At 67.3% G+C, this 18,672-nt stretch carries 20 protein-coding genes; 18 read left to right on the top strand and 2 right to left on the bottom strand.

Annotation, left to right across the window (positions count from 1 at the left end; all coding sequences use genetic code 11):
• Nucleotides 1–296: 296 nt before the first annotated feature.
• The 14 genes from ACZ6YV_RS07280 (at nt 297) to ACZ6YV_RS07215 (ending at nt 12,125) form a co-directional block, all read left to right on the top strand.
• Nucleotides 297–947 (top strand): L-threonylcarbamoyladenylate synthase, encoded by a 651-nt coding sequence (locus tag ACZ6YV_RS07280; RefSeq protein WP_465508797.1) that lies wholly within the window; start codon nt 297–299, stop codon nt 945–947.
• A 73-nt stretch (nt 948–1,020) separates the two neighbouring features.
• Nucleotides 1,021–2,172 carry a glycosyltransferase family 4 protein gene (locus ACZ6YV_RS07275; protein ID WP_465508796.1) on the top strand — a complete coding sequence of 384 codons (1,152 nt, stop codon included), beginning with the start codon at nt 1,021–1,023 and terminating at the stop codon, nt 2,170–2,172.
• A gap of 56 nt (nt 2,173–2,228) precedes the next feature.
• A complete protein-coding gene (locus tag ACZ6YV_RS07270) occupies nt 2,229–2,684 on the top strand; it encodes a hypothetical protein (protein ID WP_465508795.1) in 456 nt (151 codons plus the stop codon).
• A gap of 380 nt (nt 2,685–3,064) precedes the next feature.
• Nucleotides 3,065–3,859, top strand: coding sequence for a F0F1 ATP synthase subunit A (atpB, locus tag ACZ6YV_RS07265; protein ID WP_465508794.1), 795 nt, complete (start codon nt 3,065–3,067; stop codon nt 3,857–3,859).
• A gap of 62 nt (nt 3,860–3,921) precedes the next feature.
• Complete coding sequence (locus ACZ6YV_RS07260; RefSeq protein WP_005150354.1) at nt 3,922–4,176, top strand: ATP synthase subunit c family protein; 255 nt, start codon at nt 3,922–3,924, stop codon at nt 4,174–4,176.
• Nucleotides 4,177–4,209: 33 nt separating this feature from the next.
• Nucleotides 4,210–4,767, top strand: coding sequence for a F0F1 ATP synthase subunit B (locus ACZ6YV_RS07255; protein ID WP_465508793.1), 558 nt, complete (start codon nt 4,210–4,212; stop codon nt 4,765–4,767).
• 6 nt (nt 4,768–4,773) lie between these two features.
• Nucleotides 4,774–5,595, top strand: coding sequence for a F0F1 ATP synthase subunit delta (locus ACZ6YV_RS07250; RefSeq protein WP_465508792.1), 822 nt, complete (start codon nt 4,774–4,776; stop codon nt 5,593–5,595).
• A 54-nt stretch (nt 5,596–5,649) separates the two neighbouring features.
• Nucleotides 5,650–7,287: a F0F1 ATP synthase subunit alpha gene (gene atpA / locus ACZ6YV_RS07245; RefSeq protein ID WP_465508791.1), complete on the top strand. Its 1,638-nt coding sequence runs from the start codon at nt 5,650–5,652 to the stop codon at nt 7,285–7,287.
• An 11-nt stretch (nt 7,288–7,298) separates the two neighbouring features.
• Complete coding sequence (locus tag ACZ6YV_RS07240; protein WP_465508790.1) at nt 7,299–8,237, top strand: F0F1 ATP synthase subunit gamma; 939 nt, start codon at nt 7,299–7,301, stop codon at nt 8,235–8,237.
• Entirely contained in the window at nt 8,237–9,664 is a 1,428-nt protein-coding gene (atpD, locus tag ACZ6YV_RS07235) for a F0F1 ATP synthase subunit beta (RefSeq protein ID WP_101610244.1), read from the top strand. Before ACZ6YV_RS07240 ends, atpD begins: the two co-directional genes overlap by 1 nt.
• Nucleotides 9,665–9,778: 114 nt before the next feature.
• Complete coding sequence (locus tag ACZ6YV_RS07230) at nt 9,779–10,144, top strand: F0F1 ATP synthase subunit epsilon (protein WP_465508789.1); 366 nt, start codon at nt 9,779–9,781, stop codon at nt 10,142–10,144.
• Between the two features lie 25 nt (nt 10,145–10,169).
• Nucleotides 10,170–10,604, top strand: a complete 435-nt coding sequence (locus ACZ6YV_RS07225; RefSeq protein WP_465508788.1) for a DUF2550 domain-containing protein — start codon at nt 10,170–10,172, stop codon at nt 10,602–10,604.
• A gap of 33 nt (nt 10,605–10,637) precedes the next feature.
• Entirely contained in the window at nt 10,638–11,879 is a 1,242-nt protein-coding gene (gene aroA / locus ACZ6YV_RS07220; protein WP_465508787.1) for a 3-phosphoshikimate 1-carboxyvinyltransferase, read from the top strand.
• A 93-nt stretch (nt 11,880–11,972) separates the two neighbouring features.
• Entirely contained in the window at nt 11,973–12,125 is a 153-nt protein-coding gene (locus tag ACZ6YV_RS07215) for a hypothetical protein (protein WP_465508786.1), read from the top strand.
• A gap of 80 nt (nt 12,126–12,205) precedes the next feature.
• Here ACZ6YV_RS07215 and ACZ6YV_RS07210 read toward each other — a convergent pair whose 3' ends face one another.
• Nucleotides 12,206–12,778: a cob(I)yrinic acid a,c-diamide adenosyltransferase gene (locus ACZ6YV_RS07210; RefSeq protein ID WP_378243534.1), complete on the bottom strand. Its 573-nt coding sequence runs from the start codon at nt 12,776–12,778 to the stop codon at nt 12,206–12,208.
• 61 nt (nt 12,779–12,839) lie between these two features.
• Here ACZ6YV_RS07210 and murA point away from each other — a divergent pair, with 61 nt between their 5' ends.
• Nucleotides 12,840–14,114, top strand: a complete 1,275-nt coding sequence (murA, locus tag ACZ6YV_RS07205) for a UDP-N-acetylglucosamine 1-carboxyvinyltransferase (protein WP_465508785.1) — start codon at nt 12,840–12,842, stop codon at nt 14,112–14,114.
• Here the strand turns inward: murA and ACZ6YV_RS07200 are convergent.
• Entirely contained in the window at nt 14,111–14,737 is a 627-nt protein-coding gene (locus tag ACZ6YV_RS07200; RefSeq protein ID WP_378243530.1) for a LysE family translocator, read from the bottom strand. The genes murA and ACZ6YV_RS07200 overlap by 4 nt on opposite strands.
• A gap of 267 nt (nt 14,738–15,004) precedes the next feature.
• On the opposite strand from ACZ6YV_RS07200, the gene ACZ6YV_RS07195 reads away from it, so the two are divergent.
• The 3 genes from ACZ6YV_RS07195 to ehuB all read left to right on the top strand — a co-directional run bounded on the left by ACZ6YV_RS07195 (nt 15,005) and on the right by ehuB (nt 18,667).
• Nucleotides 15,005–15,553: a hypothetical protein gene (locus ACZ6YV_RS07195; RefSeq protein WP_378243528.1), complete on the top strand. Its 549-nt coding sequence runs from the start codon at nt 15,005–15,007 to the stop codon at nt 15,551–15,553.
• Between the two features lie 81 nt (nt 15,554–15,634).
• A complete protein-coding gene (locus ACZ6YV_RS07190; RefSeq protein WP_465508784.1) occupies nt 15,635–17,656 on the top strand; it encodes a protein meaA in 2,022 nt (673 codons plus the stop codon).
• 117 nt (nt 17,657–17,773) lie between these two features.
• Nucleotides 17,774–18,667, top strand: a complete 894-nt coding sequence (gene ehuB, locus ACZ6YV_RS07185) for an ectoine/hydroxyectoine ABC transporter substrate-binding protein EhuB (protein ID WP_465508783.1) — start codon at nt 17,774–17,776, stop codon at nt 18,665–18,667.
• Nucleotides 18,668–18,672: the final 5 nt, after the last annotated feature.

Below are 18,672 nucleotides of genomic sequence, written 5' to 3'. Positions count from 1 at the left end.
TGTGTGGGGTGGGGCTGCCGGGCGGGGGCTCGTTTTTCTTGCCGGGGGGGGGGGGTGGTTTGTTTTTTTATTGGGTTTAAAAAAAAAAACCCCCCACCCCCCCCCCCCCCCCCCCACGCCCCACCCGACCCGCGCCCCACCCGACCCATGCCCCACCGGACCCGCGCCCCACCCGGCCCAAGCCTCACCGCGGCGTGAAGGCCGAGTTCCGCCGCTGAGCCGAGTGAAGGACCCCTTCACGCGGCGACGGGCACCTTGGCGAGCTCCGAAACGCCACAGGACTACGCTCACCAGCCATGAGCGCGGTGTATGACTGCAGCAAGCGTGAATCCCGGGCCGACGGGCTCGCCGCGGCGGCGAGCGCGGTGCGCTCTAGCCGCCTGGTGGTCCTCCCGACCGACACGGTCTACGGCATCGGTGCGGACGCCTTCGACGGCGGCGCCGTCCAGTCCCTCCTGCGGGCCAAGAACCGCGGCCCGGACATGCCGGTCGGTGTCCTGGTCGGCTCCTGGTCCACTGTGGACGGACTCGTGCTCGGCACGCCGCCGCAGGCCCGCGCGCTCATCGAGGCCTTCTGGCCCGGCGATCTCTCCATCGTCCTGCCGCACGCGCCGAGCCTGCAGTGGGACCTCGGCCAGTCACGCGGAACGGTGATGCTGCGCATGCCGCTGCACCCGGTCGCGCTGGAGCTGCTGCGCGACGTCGGCCCGATGGCGGTCTCCAGTGCCAACGTCTCCGGCCGCCCGCCCGCCTCCACCGCGCAGGAGGCCGTCGACCAGCTCGGCGACAGCGTCGCGGTGTACCTCGACGGCGGATCCACCGGTGAGGCCGTTCCGTCCTCGATGGTCGATCTCACCGGCGACGACCCGGTCGTCCTGCGGGAGGGCGCGGTCAGCCGTGCCGCGATCGCGGAAGTACTGGGAGTGCCCGCGGAGTCACTGGCCTAGTACCGTTTCCCGGCGCATCCCCCTGGCGCGGTAGCGTGTTCGAGTGACTTGGACCTCGGCGGCGTAACGCACCATGCCTCCTACGCAAGGCCTCCCGATCCGGGAGTACATCCTCGTCGCCCTCACCGCGGCGGCCGTTACCTTCCTGCTCACCGGCGTGGTGCGCCGGGTCGCCATCCGGATCGGCGCGATCGCCAACCCGCGGGCCCGCGACGTCCACGTCACCCCGATCCCGCGTATGGGTGGCATCGGCATCTTCCTCGGCGTCGCCGCCGCGATGGGGCTCGCGCACCAGCTGCCCGCGCTGAGCCGCGGCTTCGACTTCTCCTTCGACTCGCTGGGTGTCCTGCTCGCCGCCGGGGTGATCTCCCTGATCGGCGCGCTCGACGACCGGTTCGAGCTGGACGCCTGGACGAAACTGGCCGGTCAGGTCATGTGCGCCGGGATCCTGGTGATCTTCGGCGTGCAGTGGGTGTCGTTCTGGGTGCCGTGGGGCGGCGGTGGCGACTCCTTCGGCCAGGTGCTGGTGCTGGACAAGAACCAGGGCGCGCTGCTGACCGTCGTGCTGGTGGTCGTCATGGTCAACGCGATGAACTTCGTCGACGGCCTCGACGGGCTCGCCGGCGGTCTCGGCTTCATCGCCGCGGCGGCGACCTGCTCGTTCTCGCTCGGCCTGCTCGACTCCTCGGGTGGCGACGTCGGCGCGTACCCGCCCGCCCTCATCGCCGCCACGCTCGCCGGGGCCTGTCTGGGCTTCCTGCCGTACAACTTCCAGCCCGCGAAGATCTTCATGGGTGACTCGGGCTCGATGATGATCGGGCTCATGCTGGCCGGCGCGACGACGTCCGCGTCGGGCCGCGTGCCGTACCCGCAGTTCAGCGGCAAGGACGCGCTCGCGCTGCTGTCGCCACTCGTCGTGGTCGCCGCGGTGCTGTTCGTGCCGCTGCTCGACCTGATCATGGCGGTCATCCGCCGTACCCGTCGCGGTGAGAGCCCGTTCGCCGCGGACAAGATGCACCTGCACCACCGCCTGCTGGAGATCGGGCATTCGCAGCGCCGCGCGGTGCTGCTCATCTACTTGTGGGCAGGCCTGCTCGCGTTCGGCGCCGTCTCGGTGACGTTGTTCGACGATGCCGCGGTCTTCTGGATCGTCGGATTCGGCTTCCTGCTGGCGACCCTGGTGTCGGTGATCCCGCGCCTGCGGTCGCGGAACCGGACCGCCTGACAGGCGAGATCGGCACGGTCCTACACTGGTCTGTTGAGACGACCAGGGAGTTTTCTGTGAGCGAGACCGAGAAGACCGTCGAGGCGGAGGAGAACCCCCACGCCAAGGTGGTTCTGCAGGCGGCCAACGCGATGATGAAGGCCTCCCTGAAGCTGGTTCCGCCGGCGGTGCTGATCTGCATCGTGGTCTTCACCATCCTCAAAGGACAGCCGGGGCTGCTCGGCTCGGTCATCGGTGGCGTGCTCGCCCTCGGGTCCGCGGTCGCGACGCTGGGCCTCATGCGCTTCAGCGCGGGCATGGATCCGATGTTCGTGATGGTGATCGCTCTCGGTGGTTACGTGCTCAAGCTCATCCTTCTTTTCGCGGCGCTGAGCGTGCTTCGCGGAGTGGACTCGATCCACCCGATGGCCTTGGGTGTCACCATGATCGTCGCGATTCTCGTGGCCGCCGCCGTGGAGTTCGCGGCGTTCCGCAAGACCAAGATCCCGACGATCATCCCCGCCTCCCACTGACCGGCGGGACCGAGGTCCTGACCTGGGACGGGACCTAGGTCCTCGGCCGATCGGTGGCAATGTAGTACGCCTGTACGGCGCGTCCGATCCTGCTGATATGGTCCGCGTATGGGCGGCGGCCTCGGCTGCCGGCTCCTGATGGCGAACCCCGAACAGCAGTGTGGCGACGGTGTTGAATCGTCCCTCATTACCCGCTGGTAGGCGTCTGTCTCCCGGGAGCACTGCATCGAGAATCCTTGTGTGCGGAACGTGAAACCGTGTTCAGCACATCGTGGGGTGGCCGCCTCCGACGACCCGATACGTGTCGGGTACGTTAAGTCCAGATCGTGACGATTCCCCCGGCGGAGTGAACGCCGGCCGGGAGAACCGGAAGGAGCCCAGTGGGCGCGCTGGTACTAGCCGAGGGTGCGGAGTTCGCGCCGCCTGGCGTCAAAGACTTCAACCTACCGCCGTTGTTCGGTTCCGGCTGGTTTGCTTTCACCAAGCCGATGCTGCTGGTGGTCATCTCCCTGATCATCCTCGTCACCTACTTCATGGTGACGTCTCGCCGGTTGAAGGTCGTCCCCGGCAAGGGACAGTTCATCGCCGAAAGCATTTACAACTTCGGCCGCAACAACATCGCGCGTGAGCAGATCGGTTCGGCCGACTTCAAGCCGTTCATCCCGCTTGTACTCGGTCTCTTCAGCTTCGTGCTGGTGAACAACCTCTTCGGGATCATCCCGTTCTTCCAGTTCCCCACGATGGCGCGAATCGGCTTCCCCGTCGCCCTCGCGTTCCTTGTCGTTTACCCGGTGTACCACTACGTCGGGTTCAAACGCCACGGCTTCAAGGGTTATCTGAAGAAGGAACTGGCGCCGGCGGGTATTCCCGGATTCGTTCTGCCGCTGTACTCCACCATCGAGTTCGCGCAGAAGTTCTTCATCGCACCGGCCACTCTGGCCATCCGAGTCTTCGCGGCGATGTTCGCCGGGCACCTCATCATCATGGTCTTCACGCTCGGTGGGAGCTTCCTGCTGACCGAAGGCGAAGGCCTCGTGAAAATCGCGTCGCCGGTGGCGTTCCTGTTCGCCATCGCGATGACCTTCCTGGAGGCATTCATCCAGGTCCTGCAGGCATTCATTTTCGCACTGCTGTCCGCAGGGTACATCGGCGCCGCGCTGGCGTCGGAGCACTGAGAGAACACCAAAAGCCCCCGATCCGCGTGAGTCGCGCGGACCGAGTTTGAAGGGAAACGCACGTGAGCAACATCGTTCTTGCGCAGCAGGCTGCCGAGGCCGTCAGCATCAACAAGGGTCTCGCCGCCATCGGTTACGGCCTCGGCGCGATCGGCCCCGGTATCGGTGTGGGTCTCATCTTCGCCGCCGTCATCAACGGCACCGCCCGTCAGCCGGAGGCCCAGGGCAAGCTGCAGAGCATCGCCTTCTCGACCTTCGTTCTGACCGAGGTTCTGGCGCTGATCGGTATCGTCATTTACTTCCTCGCCTCCGCCTAGGGCTGAGTTTCGCTCATCGCTTAAGGAGACGTTGTGCTGAAGACCGAATTGGTGTTGGCCTCCGAAGAGGTGCCCAACCCGATCGTGCCGCACGTTCCCGAGCTCATCCTCGGTTTCATCGCCTTCCTTCTGCTGCTGTTCGTTCTGAAGAAGTACGTCGTCCCGCGTTTCGAGACGGCTTACGAAGAGCGGACCAAGCTGATCGAGGGTGGCATCGAGCGGGCTGAGAAGGCGCAGGCCGAAGCCGAAGAAAACCTCGCGCAGTACAAGGCGCAGCTGGCGGAAGCCCGTTCCGAGGCAGCGAAGATCCGTGACGACGCCCGGCTCGAAGCCGAGCAGATCAAGGCGGAGCTGCGGGCCGAGGCGGAGTCCGAGTCCCAGCGCATCGTCGCCCAGGGCCAGGCTCAGCTGCAGGCCCAGAAGGCGCAGATCATCGCCGAGCTGCGCGCCGAACTCGGCCGTAACTCCGTCGAGCTGGCCAGCCGCATCGTCGGCGAGTCGCTCGCGGACGACGCGCGCCGTCACGGCACCGTGGACCGGTTCCTTGCCGAGCTGGAGACCGCGGGCGCCTCCAACGGAGCGGGAAAGTAGACCAGAATGACGCTGCATGCTGCGAGCCGTGAAGCGCTCGACCTCGCCGAGAATCGTCTCGGCGAGGTTCTGGCCGCCGCGGGTACTGACCCGGCGACGGTCGGCGACGAGTTGCTTTCGGTCGTCGCCCTGCTGGACCGGGAGATCGGCCTTCGCCGGGCCGTCGCCGACGGTTCGGCTTCGCCCGAAGCCCGGATCGGCCTCGTCCGCGGGATCCTCGCGAACAAGGTTTCCGAACCGGCCCTGCAGGTGCTCGACTCCGTGGCGGGCAGCCGCTGGTCGAGCCCGCGCGAATTGACCGACGGGCTCGAAGCCCTCGGCCGCTCGGCGCTGCTCACCAGTGCGGAGAAGTCCGGGAACATCGACGCTGTCGAAGACCAGCTGTTCCGGGTCACTCGTATCGTTGCGGGAGCCCCGGAGCTCGAAAGGGCGCTGTCGGACCTGACAGCCCCTGCGGAAGCGAAGCGGACCCTCGTCCGCAACCTGTTCGCCGACAAGGTGGACGTGGTCACCGAGACCCTCGTCGAGCAGGTCGTCCTGCGCGCCAAGGGCCGCGGGGTCGCCAACGCGCTCGAGCGGCTGGTCCAGCTGGCCGCGGAACGCCGTGAACGCTCGGTCGCCCAGGTGATCAGCGCGAGCGCGCTGTCCGACGAGCAGCAGACTCGGCTGAGCGAGAAGCTCAACGCCCTTTACGGGCGGCAGCTCGCGCTGCACGTCGAGGTCGACCCGTCACTGGGCGGCGGACTCCTCGTCCGCGTCGGCGACGAGGTCATCGACGGCAGCACCGCGGGGCGCATCGACGCCCTGCGTCGCCGGCTGGCCGGCTGAACCCACAACAACGACTTTGCACACTGGCACGAACGAAGCGAGAGCGGGATTGAAATGGCGGAGCTGACGATCTCCTCGGATGAGATCCGTAGCGCGATCGAGAACTACGTCTCGAGTTACGCCCCGGACGTGAGCCGGGAAGAGGTCGGCGTCGTCGTCGACGCCGGTGACGGTATCGCCCACATCGAGGGCCTTCCCTCGGCGATGGCCAACGAGCTGCTCGAGTTCCCCGGCGGGGTCCTCGGCGTCGCGCTGAACCTGGACGCGCGCTCCATCGGTGCCGCGATCCTCGGTGACTTCGAGACCGTCGTCGAAGGCCAGCAGGTCAAGCGCACCGGCCAGGTCCTCTCGGTCCCGGTCGGCGAGGGCTACCTCGGCCGCGTGGTGAACCCGCTGGGCGCCCCGATCGACGGCCTCGGCGAGATCGAGACCACCGAGCGTCGTCCGCTGGAGGTCAAGGCCGCTTCGGTGGTCGAGCGCCAGCCGGTGGCCGAGCCGCTGCAGACCGGTATCACCGCGATCGACGCGATGACCCCGATCGGCCGTGGCCAGCGTCAGCTGATCATCGGTGACCGCAAGACCGGTAAGACGGCCGTCGCGGTGGACACGATCATCAACCAGAAGGCCAACTGGGAGACCGGCGACCCGAAGAAGCAGGTTCGCTGCATCTACGTCGCGGTCGGCCAGAAGGGCTCCACGATCGCCGCCGTGAAGAAGTCCCTCGAGGACGCCGGCGCGATGGAGTACACCACCATCGTCGCGGCCCCCGCGTCGGACTCCGCCGGCTTCAAGTGGATCGCGCCGTACACCGGTTCGGCCATCGGCCAGCACTGGATGTACGAGGGCAAGCACGTCCTCATCGTGTTCGACGACCTGACCAAGCAGGCCGACGCGTACCGCGCGATCTCGCTGCTGCTGCGTCGCCCGCCGGGCCGTGAAGCCTTCCCCGGCGACGTCTTCTACTTGCACTCCCGTCTCCTCGAGCGTTGCGCCAAGCTCTCGGACGAGCTGGGCGCGGGCTCGCTGACCGGTCTCCCGATCATCGAGACCAAGGCGAACGACGTGTCGGCCTACATCCCGACCAACGTCATCTCGATCACCGACGGTCAGTGCTTCTTCCAGTCGGACCTGTTCAACGCCGGTCAGCGCCCGGCCATCGACGTGGGTATCTCGGTTTCCCGCGTGGGTGGTGCCGCGCAGGTCAAGGCGATGAAGGACGTTTCGGGTTCGCTCCGTATCGACCTGTCGCAGTACCGCGAGCTGGAGGCCTTCGCGGCCTTCGCCTCGGACCTCGACGACGCGTCGAAGGCGCAGCTCGAGCGTGGTGCCCGCCTGTACGAGGTGCTCAAGCAGCCCCAGTACTCCCCGATCCCGGTCGAGGAGCAGGTCGTCACGGTGTACCTCGGCACGAACGGTCACTTCGACACGGTTCCGACCGAGGACGTGCGCCGCTTCCGTGACGAGTTCGTCGACTCCGCCCGTCGCAAGCACGGCGAGCTCCTCAAGGACATCCGCGAGTCGGGCAAGTTCTCCAAGGAGACCGCTTCCGGGCTGGTCGACGCGGTGAACGAGTTCAAGAAGGAGTTCACCACCGCCGAGGGCAAGAGCCTGGTCGAGGTCTCCGACGCCATGGACGCCGAGAAGGTCGGGCAGGAGACCGTCAAGGTCAACAAGCCCGCACCGAAGAAGTGAGCTGGTAGCTCATGGCCGCACAACTCCGAGAACTCCGGTCGCGTATCAAGGCGACCAAGTCCATCGGCAAGATCACCAAGGCGATGGAGCTCATCGCCACCGCGCGCATCACCAAGGCGCGGGCGAAGGTCGCGGCGTCGCGCCCCTACGCGGACGAGATCACGAACGTGCTCTCCGCGTTGGCCAGCGCCTCGTCCAACCTCGACCACCCGTTGCTGGTCGAGCGCACCGACCCGAAGCGCGCGGCGGTCCTCGTGATCACCAGCGACAAGGGCCAGTGCGGTGGGTACAACTCCAACGTGCTGAAGGCGACCGAGGAGCTCCTGACGCTGCTGCGCCAGCAGGGCAAGGAGCCGGTGCTGTACGTGACCGGCAACAAGGGCCTGAGCTACTACCGGTTCCGCGGCCGCGACGTGACCGAAGGCTGGACGGGGTTCTCCGACCAGCCCGGTTACGTCAACGCCTCTACAGCCGGTGAGCTCATCGTCGAGTCGTTCCTGAACGGCGCCGACGACGAGGCGGGCAACGCCGACGGCATCCTGGGTGTCGACGAGATCCACGTCGTCTACACCGAGTTCGTCTCGATGCTCACCCAGCGTCCGACCGCCAAGCGCGTCGCGCCGCTCGAGGTCGAGTACACCGAGGGTGACGAGGAGAAGCCCGAAAGCCTGCTCCCGAGCTACGAGTTCGAGCCCAGTGCCGAGAAGCTGCTCTCCGCGTTGCTGCCGAAGTACATCAACACGCGGATCTTCGCGGCGATGCTCGAGTCGGCGGCGTCCGAACTCGCGGCCCGCCGTACCGCGATGAAGGCGGCGTCGGACAACGCGAACGATCTGGTGAACACGCTGACGCGGGAGGCGAACCAGGCCCGCCAGGCGCAGATCACCCAGGAGATCTCCGAAATCGTCGGTGGCGCGAACGCGCTGACCGCAGCAGGAAGTGATGACTGATGACCAGTACTGAAACCCCGCGTGCCAAGGGGCGCATCGTCTCGGTGACCGGCCCGGTCGTCGACGTCGAATTCCCGCGCGGTGCCGTTCCCGACCAGTTCAACGCGCTCAAGGTCGAAATCGAGTTCGAGCAGCTGCGCAAGACGGTGACCCTCGAGGTCGCCAGCCACCTCGGTGACAACCTCGTCCGCACCATCTCGCTCCAGCCGCAGGACGGCCTGGTGCGGGGCGCCGAGGTCACCAACACCGGTGGCCCCATCACCGTCCCGGTGGGCGACAAGGTCAAGGGCCACGTCTACAACGCGCTCGGCGAGTGCCTCGACGAGCCCGGCTACGGCGATGACCTCGAGCGCTGGGGCATCCACCGCAACCCGCCTTCCTTCGACCAGCTCGAAGGCAAGACGAAGATGCTGGAGACCGGCCTCAAGGTCGTCGACCTGCTGACCCCGTACGTCGAGGGTGGCAAGATCGGCCTGTTCGGCGGTGCCGGCGTCGGCAAGACGGTGCTCATCAAGGAGATGATCACCCGTGTCGCCCGGAACTTCGGTGGTACCTCGGTGTTCGCCGGTGTCGGCGAGCGCACCCGTGAGGGCAACGACCTCTTCCTGGAGATGTCCGAGGACGGCGTCATCAACGACACCGCCCTCGTCTTCGGTCAGATGGACGAGCCGCCGGGCACCCGTATGCGGGTCGCGCTGTCCGCGCTGACCATGGCGGAGTACTTCCGCGATGTGCAGAACCAGGACGTGCTGCTCTTCATCGACAACATCTTCCGGTTCACCCAGGCCGGTTCCGAGGTGTCGACCCTGCTGGGCCGCATGCCTTCGGCCGTGGGTTACCAGCCGACGCTGGCCGACGAGATGGGTCAGCTCCAGGAGCGGATCACCTCGACCCGTGGTCGTTCGATCACCTCGATGCAGGCGATCTACGTCCCCGCGGACGACTACACCGACCCGGCCCCGGCCACGACGTTCGCCCACCTGGACGCCACCACGGAGCTTTCGCGTGGCGTGTTCCAGAAGGGCATCTTCCCGGCGGTGGACCCGCTGGCGTCGACGTCGACCATTCTCGACCCGGCCATCGTCGGCGAGGACCACTACCGTGTGGCCTCCGAGGTCATCCGGATCCTGCAGAAGTACAAGGAACTGCAGGACATCATCGCGATCCTCGGTATGGACGAGCTGTCGGAAGAAGACAAGCTGACCGTTCAGCGCGCGCGCCGCATCGAGCGGTTCCTGTCGCAGAACATGCTGGTCGCCGAGGCGTTCACGCAGATCCCGGGCTCGACCGTGCCGCTGTCGGAGACCATCGAGTCCTTCGACCGCATCACCAAGGGCGACTTCGACCACTACCCGGAGCAGGCGTTCCTGGGTATCGGTGGCCTCGAAGACCTCGAGAAGAAGTACAAGGAAATCACCAAGAAGTGATGTTCCGATGAGCGGCGGGATCAGTGTCTACTGTGGACGCTGGTCCCGCCGTTCGCATAGATGGAACCTTGACTATTACACTCGGTGGCAGCACCTGAGGTGAAGGGAAGCTACGTGGCTGAGATTTCTGTCGAGCTGGTAGCCGTCGAGCGCCGTCTTTGGTCCGGTACCGCCACGTTCGTGGTGGCCCAGACCACCGAGGGCGAGATCGGCATCATGGCCGGTCACGAGCCGGTTCTCGGCCAGCTCGTCGAGGGTGGCGTCGTGAAGGTGACGACCACGGACGGCGAGACCGTCTGCGCCGCGGTGCACGGCGGTTTCCTGTCGGTCACCGCGACCGGCGTGAGCATCCTCGCCGAGAGCGCGGAACTTTCGCACGAGATCGACGTCGACGCGGCCAAGAAGGCGTTGAGCGGCGAAGACGAGCAAGAGCGGGCTAGGGCAACCGCCCAGCTTCGCGCGGCCGGTCAGTCGGTCTGACCGGGCGACGGGCAGGGGCCGGGCCGTGGAAATCGCCGTGGGTGTTCTCGGGGCCCTGACCATCCTGGCCGTCGTCGCGGCCTGGTATTCGTTGCGGTGGGTCCGGATGCGCCGCGGCGGTGGCGTGAGTGTCGCGCTGCGGTGGCGTCCGGACGAAGCGCGGTCCAGCTGGCATCTGGGGCTGGGCCGCTATGAGGGCGACGAGTTCGTCTGGTTCCGGGTGTGGAGCCTGCGGACCGGCCCGGATCGGGTCTTCCAGCGGGCGAGTATGGAGATCGCGGACCGGCGCGACCCCTCCGGCACGGAGGCGTACGCCGTCCCCGAAGGTTCGATCGTCCTGCGGTGTGAGTCCGCCACGCAGGAGGCGATCGAGATCGCGATGGGCCCCGGCGCCCTCACCGGCTTCCTTTCCTGGCTCGAGTCCGCTCCTCCGGGCCGTCGCCTCCCGCGCGCTTCCTGAATCGGTTCCGGGCGCACGTCGTATGCTCACGCCGTGACCATCGTCGACATCCCCGGTTCGAAGTCGATCACCGCCCGAGGCCTGTTCCTCGCGGCCGCCGCCCACGGAACGACCGTGCTGAGCAGGCCGCTGCGTTCGGACGACTCCGAGGGCTTCGCCGAAGGGCTCCTGAAGCTCGGCTATCAGGTTTCCCGCTCCGAGTCGGAGTGGACCATCGCCGGCAGGCCGGAAGGCCCCGCCGCCGACAGCGCCGACGTCTTCTGCCGTGACGGTGCCACCACCGCGCGCTTCCTCCCAGCCCTGGCCGCTGCCGGGCACGGGACCTTCCGCTTCGACGCGTCCGAACAGATGCGCGCCCGGCCGCTGGGGCCGCTGACCGACGCGCTGCTCGAACTGGGTGTCGATCTCACCTTCGAAGGCGAGCCGGGCCACCATCCGCTGGTGGTGCGGGCCGCCGGGATCAAGGGCGGCGACCTGACGCTCGACGCGGGGCTGTCCTCGCAGTTCCTGACCGCGTTGCTGCTGGTCGGGCCGCTGACCGCGGAGGGACTGCGGATCACCGTGACGGACCTCGTTTCGGTGCCCTACGTCGAGATCACCATCGCGATGATGCGGCGCTTCGGCGTCGAGGTGGTCCGGGACGGCGACACGTTCGTCGTGCCGCCCACGCCGTACCGGGCCTGCCACTACGAGATCGAGCCCGACGCTTCGACGTCCAGCTACTTCTTCGCGGCGGCGGCCTTGACCGGGCAGTCTGTGACCGTGCCGGGTCTGGGCGAGGGCGCCCTGCAAGGGGATCTGGCCTTTGTCGAAGTCCTGCGGCAGATGGGCGCGGACGTCGAGGTCGGCGCGGACGCCGTGACCGTGAGCGGGACGGGCGGGCTGCGCGGCGTCACCGTGAACATGCGCGACATCTCCGACACCGTGCCGACGCTCGCGGCCATCGCGCCGTTCGCGGACGGGCCGGTGCGGATCGAGGACGTTTACAACACCCGGATCAAGGAATGCGACCGGCTCGCGGCGTGCGAGGAGAACCTGCGCGCGATGGGTGTCTCGGTCGAGACCGGGCGGGACTGGATCGAGATCCAGCCTGGGGTACCGACGGGGGCCTTGGTGAAGTGCCGGCGGGATCACCGGATCGCGATGGCGTTCAGCGTCACGGGGCTGCGCACGCCGGGGATCACGCTGGACGACCCGGGTTGCGTGAAGAAGACCTTCCCGGGGTTCCATGACGCTCTCGCCGCGCTTCGGGCTTCTTGGGGCTTCGTCCTCTGAATGCGGACATCGGTAGGCGCGCGGAAACATGGGATCATCACGAAGCGGCATTTCTACCGGGCTTCGAACGTGATCCACGTCTATTCTCGGTCCATGACTCAGAGCGAGGACATGAACCGCTGGAGCCACCTTCCCGAGTCCGTGTCCATGGAGGACACGATCACGATGAAGGCGATCGACCCGGGCAAGGACGGCACGCCCGACGTCGACCTCGAGCGCTATTGGGCGGCACAGGAACAGGGCTGACCGCGCGCTGAAGGACGCTTTCCCCGCATCAGACGCAGGGAAAGCGTCCTTCACCGCTTCTTATGCGGGGAAAGTCCCCTTCAGCTCGCGCCGCCGGGCTGCCACAGGATGTCGCCATCCGGGTTCGCCAGCCGCGACAGGATGAACAGCAGGTCCGAAAGCCGGTTCAGGTACTTGATCGCCAGCTGGTTCGTCGTGGCCTGTTCGGCCTCGAACAGCGCCCAGCCGGACCGCTCCGCCCGCCGCGAGACAGTGCGGGCCTGGTGCAGGAACGCCGCCCCCGGGGTACCGCCCGGCAGGATGAACGACGTCAGCTTCGGCACGCGCTCGTTGAACTCGTCGCACCAGCCTTCCAGCCGCTCGATGTACCGCTCGGTGATCCGCAGCGGCTCGTACGGCGGGTTTTCCACGATCGGCGCGCACAGATCCGCGCCGACGTCGAAGAGATCGTTCTGCACCCCACGCAGCACCTGCGTGATCTCTTCGGACAGACCGCCCATCGCGAGCGCGAGCCCGATGACGGAGTTGGCTTCGTCGACGTCGGCGTAGGCGGACAGCCGCGGCGAAGTCTTCGGCACGCGGGAGCCGTCGCCGAGCGCCGTGGTGCCGTTGTCGCCGACCTTCGTGTACACGCGGTTGATGCGAACGACCATGAAGCCGACTCTACCGGCCCGGCGTAAGGCAAATCCGGGCGAGAGGGCATGATTGGCGCCCATGAGCGAGCACTTCGACGTGCACGGCGGAGCACGGCTGGTCGGCGAGGTCGACGTGGTCGGAGCCAAGAACAGCGTCCTGAAACTGATGGCCGCGGCACTGCTGGCCGAGGGTACGACGACCATCACGAACTGCCCCCAGATCCTGGACGTCCCGCTGATGGGCGACGTCCTGCGCAGTGTCGGCTGCGACGTCGTCATCGACGGCGACACCGCCAAGATCACCACTCCGGCCGAGCTGTCGCACCGGGCCGATTCGGCCGCGATGGGCAAGCTGCGCGCGTCGGTGTGCGTGCTGGGCCCGCTGGTCGGACGGCTCAAGCAGGCCGTCGTGGCGCTGCCGGGCGGTGACGCCATCGGTTCCCGGCCGCTGGACATGCACCAGAACGGCCTGCGCAAACTGGGCGCCACCAGCACCATCGAGCACGGCTGCGTCGTGGCGAAGGCCGACGGCCTGCACGGCGCGCAGATCTGGCTGGACTTCCCGAGCGTCGGCGCCACCGAGAACATCCTCATGGCCGCCGTGCTCGCCGAGGGCTCCACGGTCATCGACAACGCCGCACGCGAGCCCGAGATCGTCGACATCTGCACGATGCTGACCGAGATGGGCGCGAAGGTCGAAGGCGCTGGCACCTCGACCCTCACCGTCGAGGGCGTCGAGAAGCTGAACCCCACCGAGCACCGCGTGATCGGCGACCGGATCGTCGGCGCGACCTGGGCGTTCGCCGCCGCGATGACCCGGGGCGACCTGACCGTCCGCGGCGTCAACCCGCACTACCTCGACCTGGTCCTCGACAAGCTCCGCCTGGCGGGCGCCGAGGTCGAGACGTTCGACGGCGAGGGCTTCCGCATCGTCCAGAACGAGCGTCCGAAGGCCGTCGACTGGGTGACGCTGCCGTACCCCGGCTTCGCGACCGACCTCCAGCCGTTCGCGGTGGCGCTGTCGGCGGTGTCCGAAGGCACCTCGATGATCACGGAGAACATCTACGAGGCCCGGTTCCGGTTCATCGAAGAGATGATGCGGCTTTCCGGCGACGCGCGCACCGACGGGCACCACGCCGTCGTCCGCGGTGTCGAGAAGCTTTCGAGCGCTCCGGTGTGGGCCGCGGACATCCGCGCCGGCGCCGGGCTGGTGCTGGCCGGGCTGTGCGCGGACGGCGTCACCGAGGTCTGGGACGTCTTCCACATCGACCGCGGCTACCCGCATTTCGTGGAGAACCTGAACCGGCTCGGCGCCCGGATCGAGCGCGTCGCGGGCGAACCCGAGCGGGCCTAGCTTTCCAGCGCCAAAGCGGCGCCGAAACCGACCAGCGCGGTTCCGGTGACGCCGTCGAGCGCGCGGCGGACCTTGCGGCGTTCCAGCCAGGTCCGCACGCGGTGCACGAAGAACAGCAGCGTCAGCAGCCAGATCGCGCCCAGCACCGCGACGGTGTAGGCGAGCAGCAGCGCGTCCCACGCCGAGGTCGTCACGGGATCGAGGAACTGCGGCAGCACCGACAGGTACAGCACGAGGACCTTCGGGTTGGTGATGTTGGAGAGGAAGCCTTCACGGAAGCGGCGGAACCCGCTCGTCCGGTGCTGCTTCACCGCCGAGACGCCGGAGTAGTCGCCCCGCCACGCGCCGCGCAGCGCCTGGAAACCGAGGAAGACCAGGTAGGCGGCGCCGACCCATTTGAGCGTCACGAACACCGGCTGCGACTGCGAGATGACGACGCCGAGGCCGAGCGCGGCGGCGGTGCCCTGGACGGAGTTGGCCACGAAGATCCCCGCTGTGGCGAGGAAACCGCCTCGAGTGCCGCCGGAAAGCGAGTTCTTGAGCATCACCATCGTGTCCGGCCCCGGCGCGAGGACGATCAGGACGACGATGAGCAGATAGCTGCTGTACGAACTCCAAGTCACGGTCCTTCACGCTAGCCGCCGGAGGTGGGCGAGTCTCGCGGATTTCGGTCACAGTCGCCGGTCACGACCACCTGGACCGATGCGTCATTGAGGTACATGAAGGCCCCCTTCCTTGCGCCTAGCGCAAGGAAGGGGGCCTTCATGTACTTGGGGGAGGGAATCGCCACTCACGACCCACGCGGGGCAAGCGGTAGCGCCGGTGGACCGTCGCGCGACCGACGATCGGCCACTGCGCCCTCCCGGGAACGACGGGTAGTGTGCGATGCCATGCATGAGGGGCAGATCGACCTCCTTCCAGGCGAACGGGTCATCTGGGCCGGACACCCGGTGCGCAGGCCCCTCTTCAATCCCGGCGACTACTTCAACGTTCCCTTCGGCCTGCTCTGGCTCGGCGGGGTGACGCTGTTCTTCTCCGGCAACCACGGGACGGCGTTCCTCAAGGCCGCGTGGGCCGTGCTCACCGTCGCGGGTTTGTCCCTTCTCGTCGGCAGGCCGCTGATCCGCTCCCTCAGGCTCGCCTCGACCACCTACGCCGTGACCGACGGCCGGGTGATCGCGACCAGTTCGCTGGTCCGCCGCAAGGAGGAGTCCGCGGAGCTGGCCGGACTCGCGGATCCCGTCGTCACCCCGGGGCCCGGCAAGACCGGGACGATCACGTTCGGCAGGCTCGGCGTGCTGACCTGGGCGTCGGCGAAGCCACCGGTCATCCTTGTGGGTGTCAGCGAAGTGGCGAAGGTGCGGGAAAAGCTCGCGAAAGCCGTGGACGAGGCACGACAGCGTCAGCAGCCTCCGGAGGTCCACGCAGTCGGAGAATGACCCGACTGTGTCCGATTCAACTGCGCGAGCGATGTTACCGGCCGGTACACTCAGACGGTCGTCCAGCGCCGGAGGTGTACCGTGCCCTATCCCACGGACCGTGAACGGGACCGCCCCTGGGTGATGCGGACCTACGCGGGCCACTCGTCCGCGGCCGCGTCCAACGAGCTGTACCGGCGCAACCTCGCCAAGGGGCAGACAGGTCTCTCCGTCGCCTTCGACCTGCCGACGCAGACCGGCTACGACCCGGACCACCAGCTGTCCAAGGGTGAGGTCGGCAAGGTCGGCGTCCCGGTTTCGCACCTCGGCGACATGCGGCGGCTCTTCGACGGCATCCCGCTCGCCGAGGCCAACACGTCGATGACGATCAACGCGCCCGCCATGTGGCTGCTGGCGCTCTACGTCTCCGTGGCGCGCGAGCAGGCCGAAGCCGAGGGCCGCGACGTGGACGAGGTTCTCGCCAAACTCACCGGCACCACGCAGAACGACATCATCAAGGAATACCTCTCCCGCGGCACCTACATCTTCCCGCCGGGCCCGAGCCTGCGCCTGATCACCGACATGATCGCGTGGACCGTGCACCACGTGCCGAAGTGGAACCCGATCAACATCTGCAGCTACCACCTGCAGGAGGCCGGCGCGACGCCGACGCAAGAGGTCGCGTACGCGTTGTGCACCGCCATCGCCGTCCTCGACGCGGTCCGGGATTCCGGTCAGGTCGAGCAGGCGGACATGGCCAAGGTGGTCGCGCGGATCTCGTTCTTCGTCAACGCCGGGGTGCGGTTCGTCGAGGAGCTGTCGAAGATGCGCGCGTTCACCGCGCTCTGGGACGAGATCACCCGGGATCGTTACGGCGTAACGGATCCCAAGGCGCGACGGCTGCGCTACGGCGTGCAGGTCAACTCGCTGGGCCTGACCGAGGCGCAGCCGGAGAACAACGTCCAGCGCATCGTCCTGGAGATGCTCGCGGTCTCGCTTTCCCGCGGTGCCAGGGCCCGCGCGATCCAGCTGCCCGCCTGGAACGAGGCGCTCGGCCTGCCCCGGCCGTGGGATCAGCAGTGGGCGCTGCGGATGCAGCAGGTGCTGGCCTTCGAAACCGACCTGCTGGAGTACGAGGACATCTTCGACGGCTCGCACGTCATCCAGGCCAAGGTCGACGAGATCATGGCGGGCGCGCGCGAGGAGATCGCGCGGGTGCAGGACCTCGGCGGCGCTGTCGCGGCCGTCGAGAGCGGTTACATGAAGTCCCAGCTCGTCGCCTCGCTCGCGGAGTTGCGGCGCGGTATGGAGAACGGCGAGCGGATCCTGGTCGGGGTCAACAAGTTCGAGACCACCGAGCCCTCCCCGCTGCAGGCCGAAGGCGCCAAGGCGATCGAAACGATCGACCCCGCCGTCGAGAAGCAGGCCGTCTCCGCGATCGAGGAATGGCGGGCGCACCGCGACAACGCGGCCGCCGAGTCTTCGCTGGAGAAGCTGAAGGCCGTCGCGAAGACGTCGGAAAACCTGTTCGAGGCCACGATCGACTGCGCCCGCGCCGGGGTCACCACCGGTGAATGGTCGGGCGCGCTGCGCGAGGTGTACGGCGAATACCGCGCTCCCACCGGGGTTTCCGCCTCGGCGGCCGCGGGCGAGGGCAACGCGGAGATCCGCCGTGTCCGCGACAGGGTCAAGGCGACGAGCACCGAGATCGGTGAGCGGCTGCGGATCCTGGTCGGCAAACCCGGTCTCGACGGGCATTCCAACGGCGCCGAGCAGGTGGCCGTCCGGGCGCGCGACGTCGGTTTCGAGGTGGTGTACCAGGGCATCCGGCTCACGCCGGAACAGATCGTCGCGGCCTCCGTCCAGGAGGGCGTGCACGTGGTCGGTCTTTCGGTGCTCTCGGGTTCGCATCTCGAGGTCGTGCCGCAGGTCGTGGACGGGTTGCGGGCCGCGGGCGCGGGCGACATCCCGGTCATCGTCGGGGGCATCATCCCGCCCGACGACGAAAAGCTCTTGCTGGAGCGCGGAATCGCGAAAGTGTTCACGCCGAAGGACTACGAGCTCACCGACATCATGGACGGAATTGTCGGATTGGTGCGGGAGCGCCACGGTCTGAGCACGTAAAGTCACCGTAAATCTCGGTACCGTAACGGCGGATGGTTCGTCACCCGCTCACGCTGCCCGGGCAAAGGTGCCCACCTACGTTTCGATTAAACCGATTAATCGAAAAGAGGTGCGGCTATGACGCACGGCGAATGGTCCAGGCGGGAGTTCTTCCGGCGGTCCGCGGTGCTGGGGGCGGTGACGATCGGCGGTCCGGTTCTGTTGTCCGCGTGCACATCGACGTCCTCCGGCGACGCGCTCCAGGCGGCCAAAGGCGCGAAGAAGATCAAGATCGGAATCGCGAACGAAGCGCCCTACGGATTCACTGATCAGAGCGGCAAGGTCACCGGTGAGGCGCCGGAAGTCGCCCGCGCCGTCTTCAAGGCCATGGGCATCGACGACGTGGAAGCCGAAGCGGTCTCCTTCGACCAGCTGATCCCCGCGCTCAACGCCAGGAAGTACGACATCGTCGCGGCCGGGATGAACATCAAGAAGGAGCGGTGCGACGCGGCGGCCTTCTCGATCCCCGACTACTCCGCGCTGACGGCTTTGCTGGTACCCAAGGGAAATCCGCAGCAGGTGCTGAAGTTCGAGGACATCGCGGCCAAGAAGGTCAAGGTCGCCGTGCTCTCGGCGGCCGTGGAAAAGGGGTACGCCACCGACTCCGGTGTCGCCGAAGACCAGATCGTCACCCTCGATTCACAGGACAACATGCTCCGCGCGGTCACCGACGGCCGGGTCTACTGCGCCGCGCTCACCGACATCTCGCTCAAGGACGTCCTGGCGAAGAGCCCGGGCGCCGCAGCGGAAGTGACGCCGGGCTTCGATCCGATCAAGAACGGGCAGCCGGTCGTCTCCGCCGGCGCGTTCGTCTTCCGCAAGGACGACAATCCCTTGCGCGAGGCGTTCAACGCCGAACTCAAGAAGCTGCACGACAGCGGCGAATGGACCAAGATCGTGACGCCGTTCGGGTTCTCGGCGGACAACCTGCCGAAGGCCGAAGTCACCACCGAGAAACTCTGCGCGGTGTAACGGGG

This window comes from Amycolatopsis sp. NPDC102522 (genome assembly GCF_055584485.1).
The sequence above is the reverse complement of the archived record's forward strand: the minus strand, read 5'-3'. Positions and strand labels throughout refer to the sequence as shown.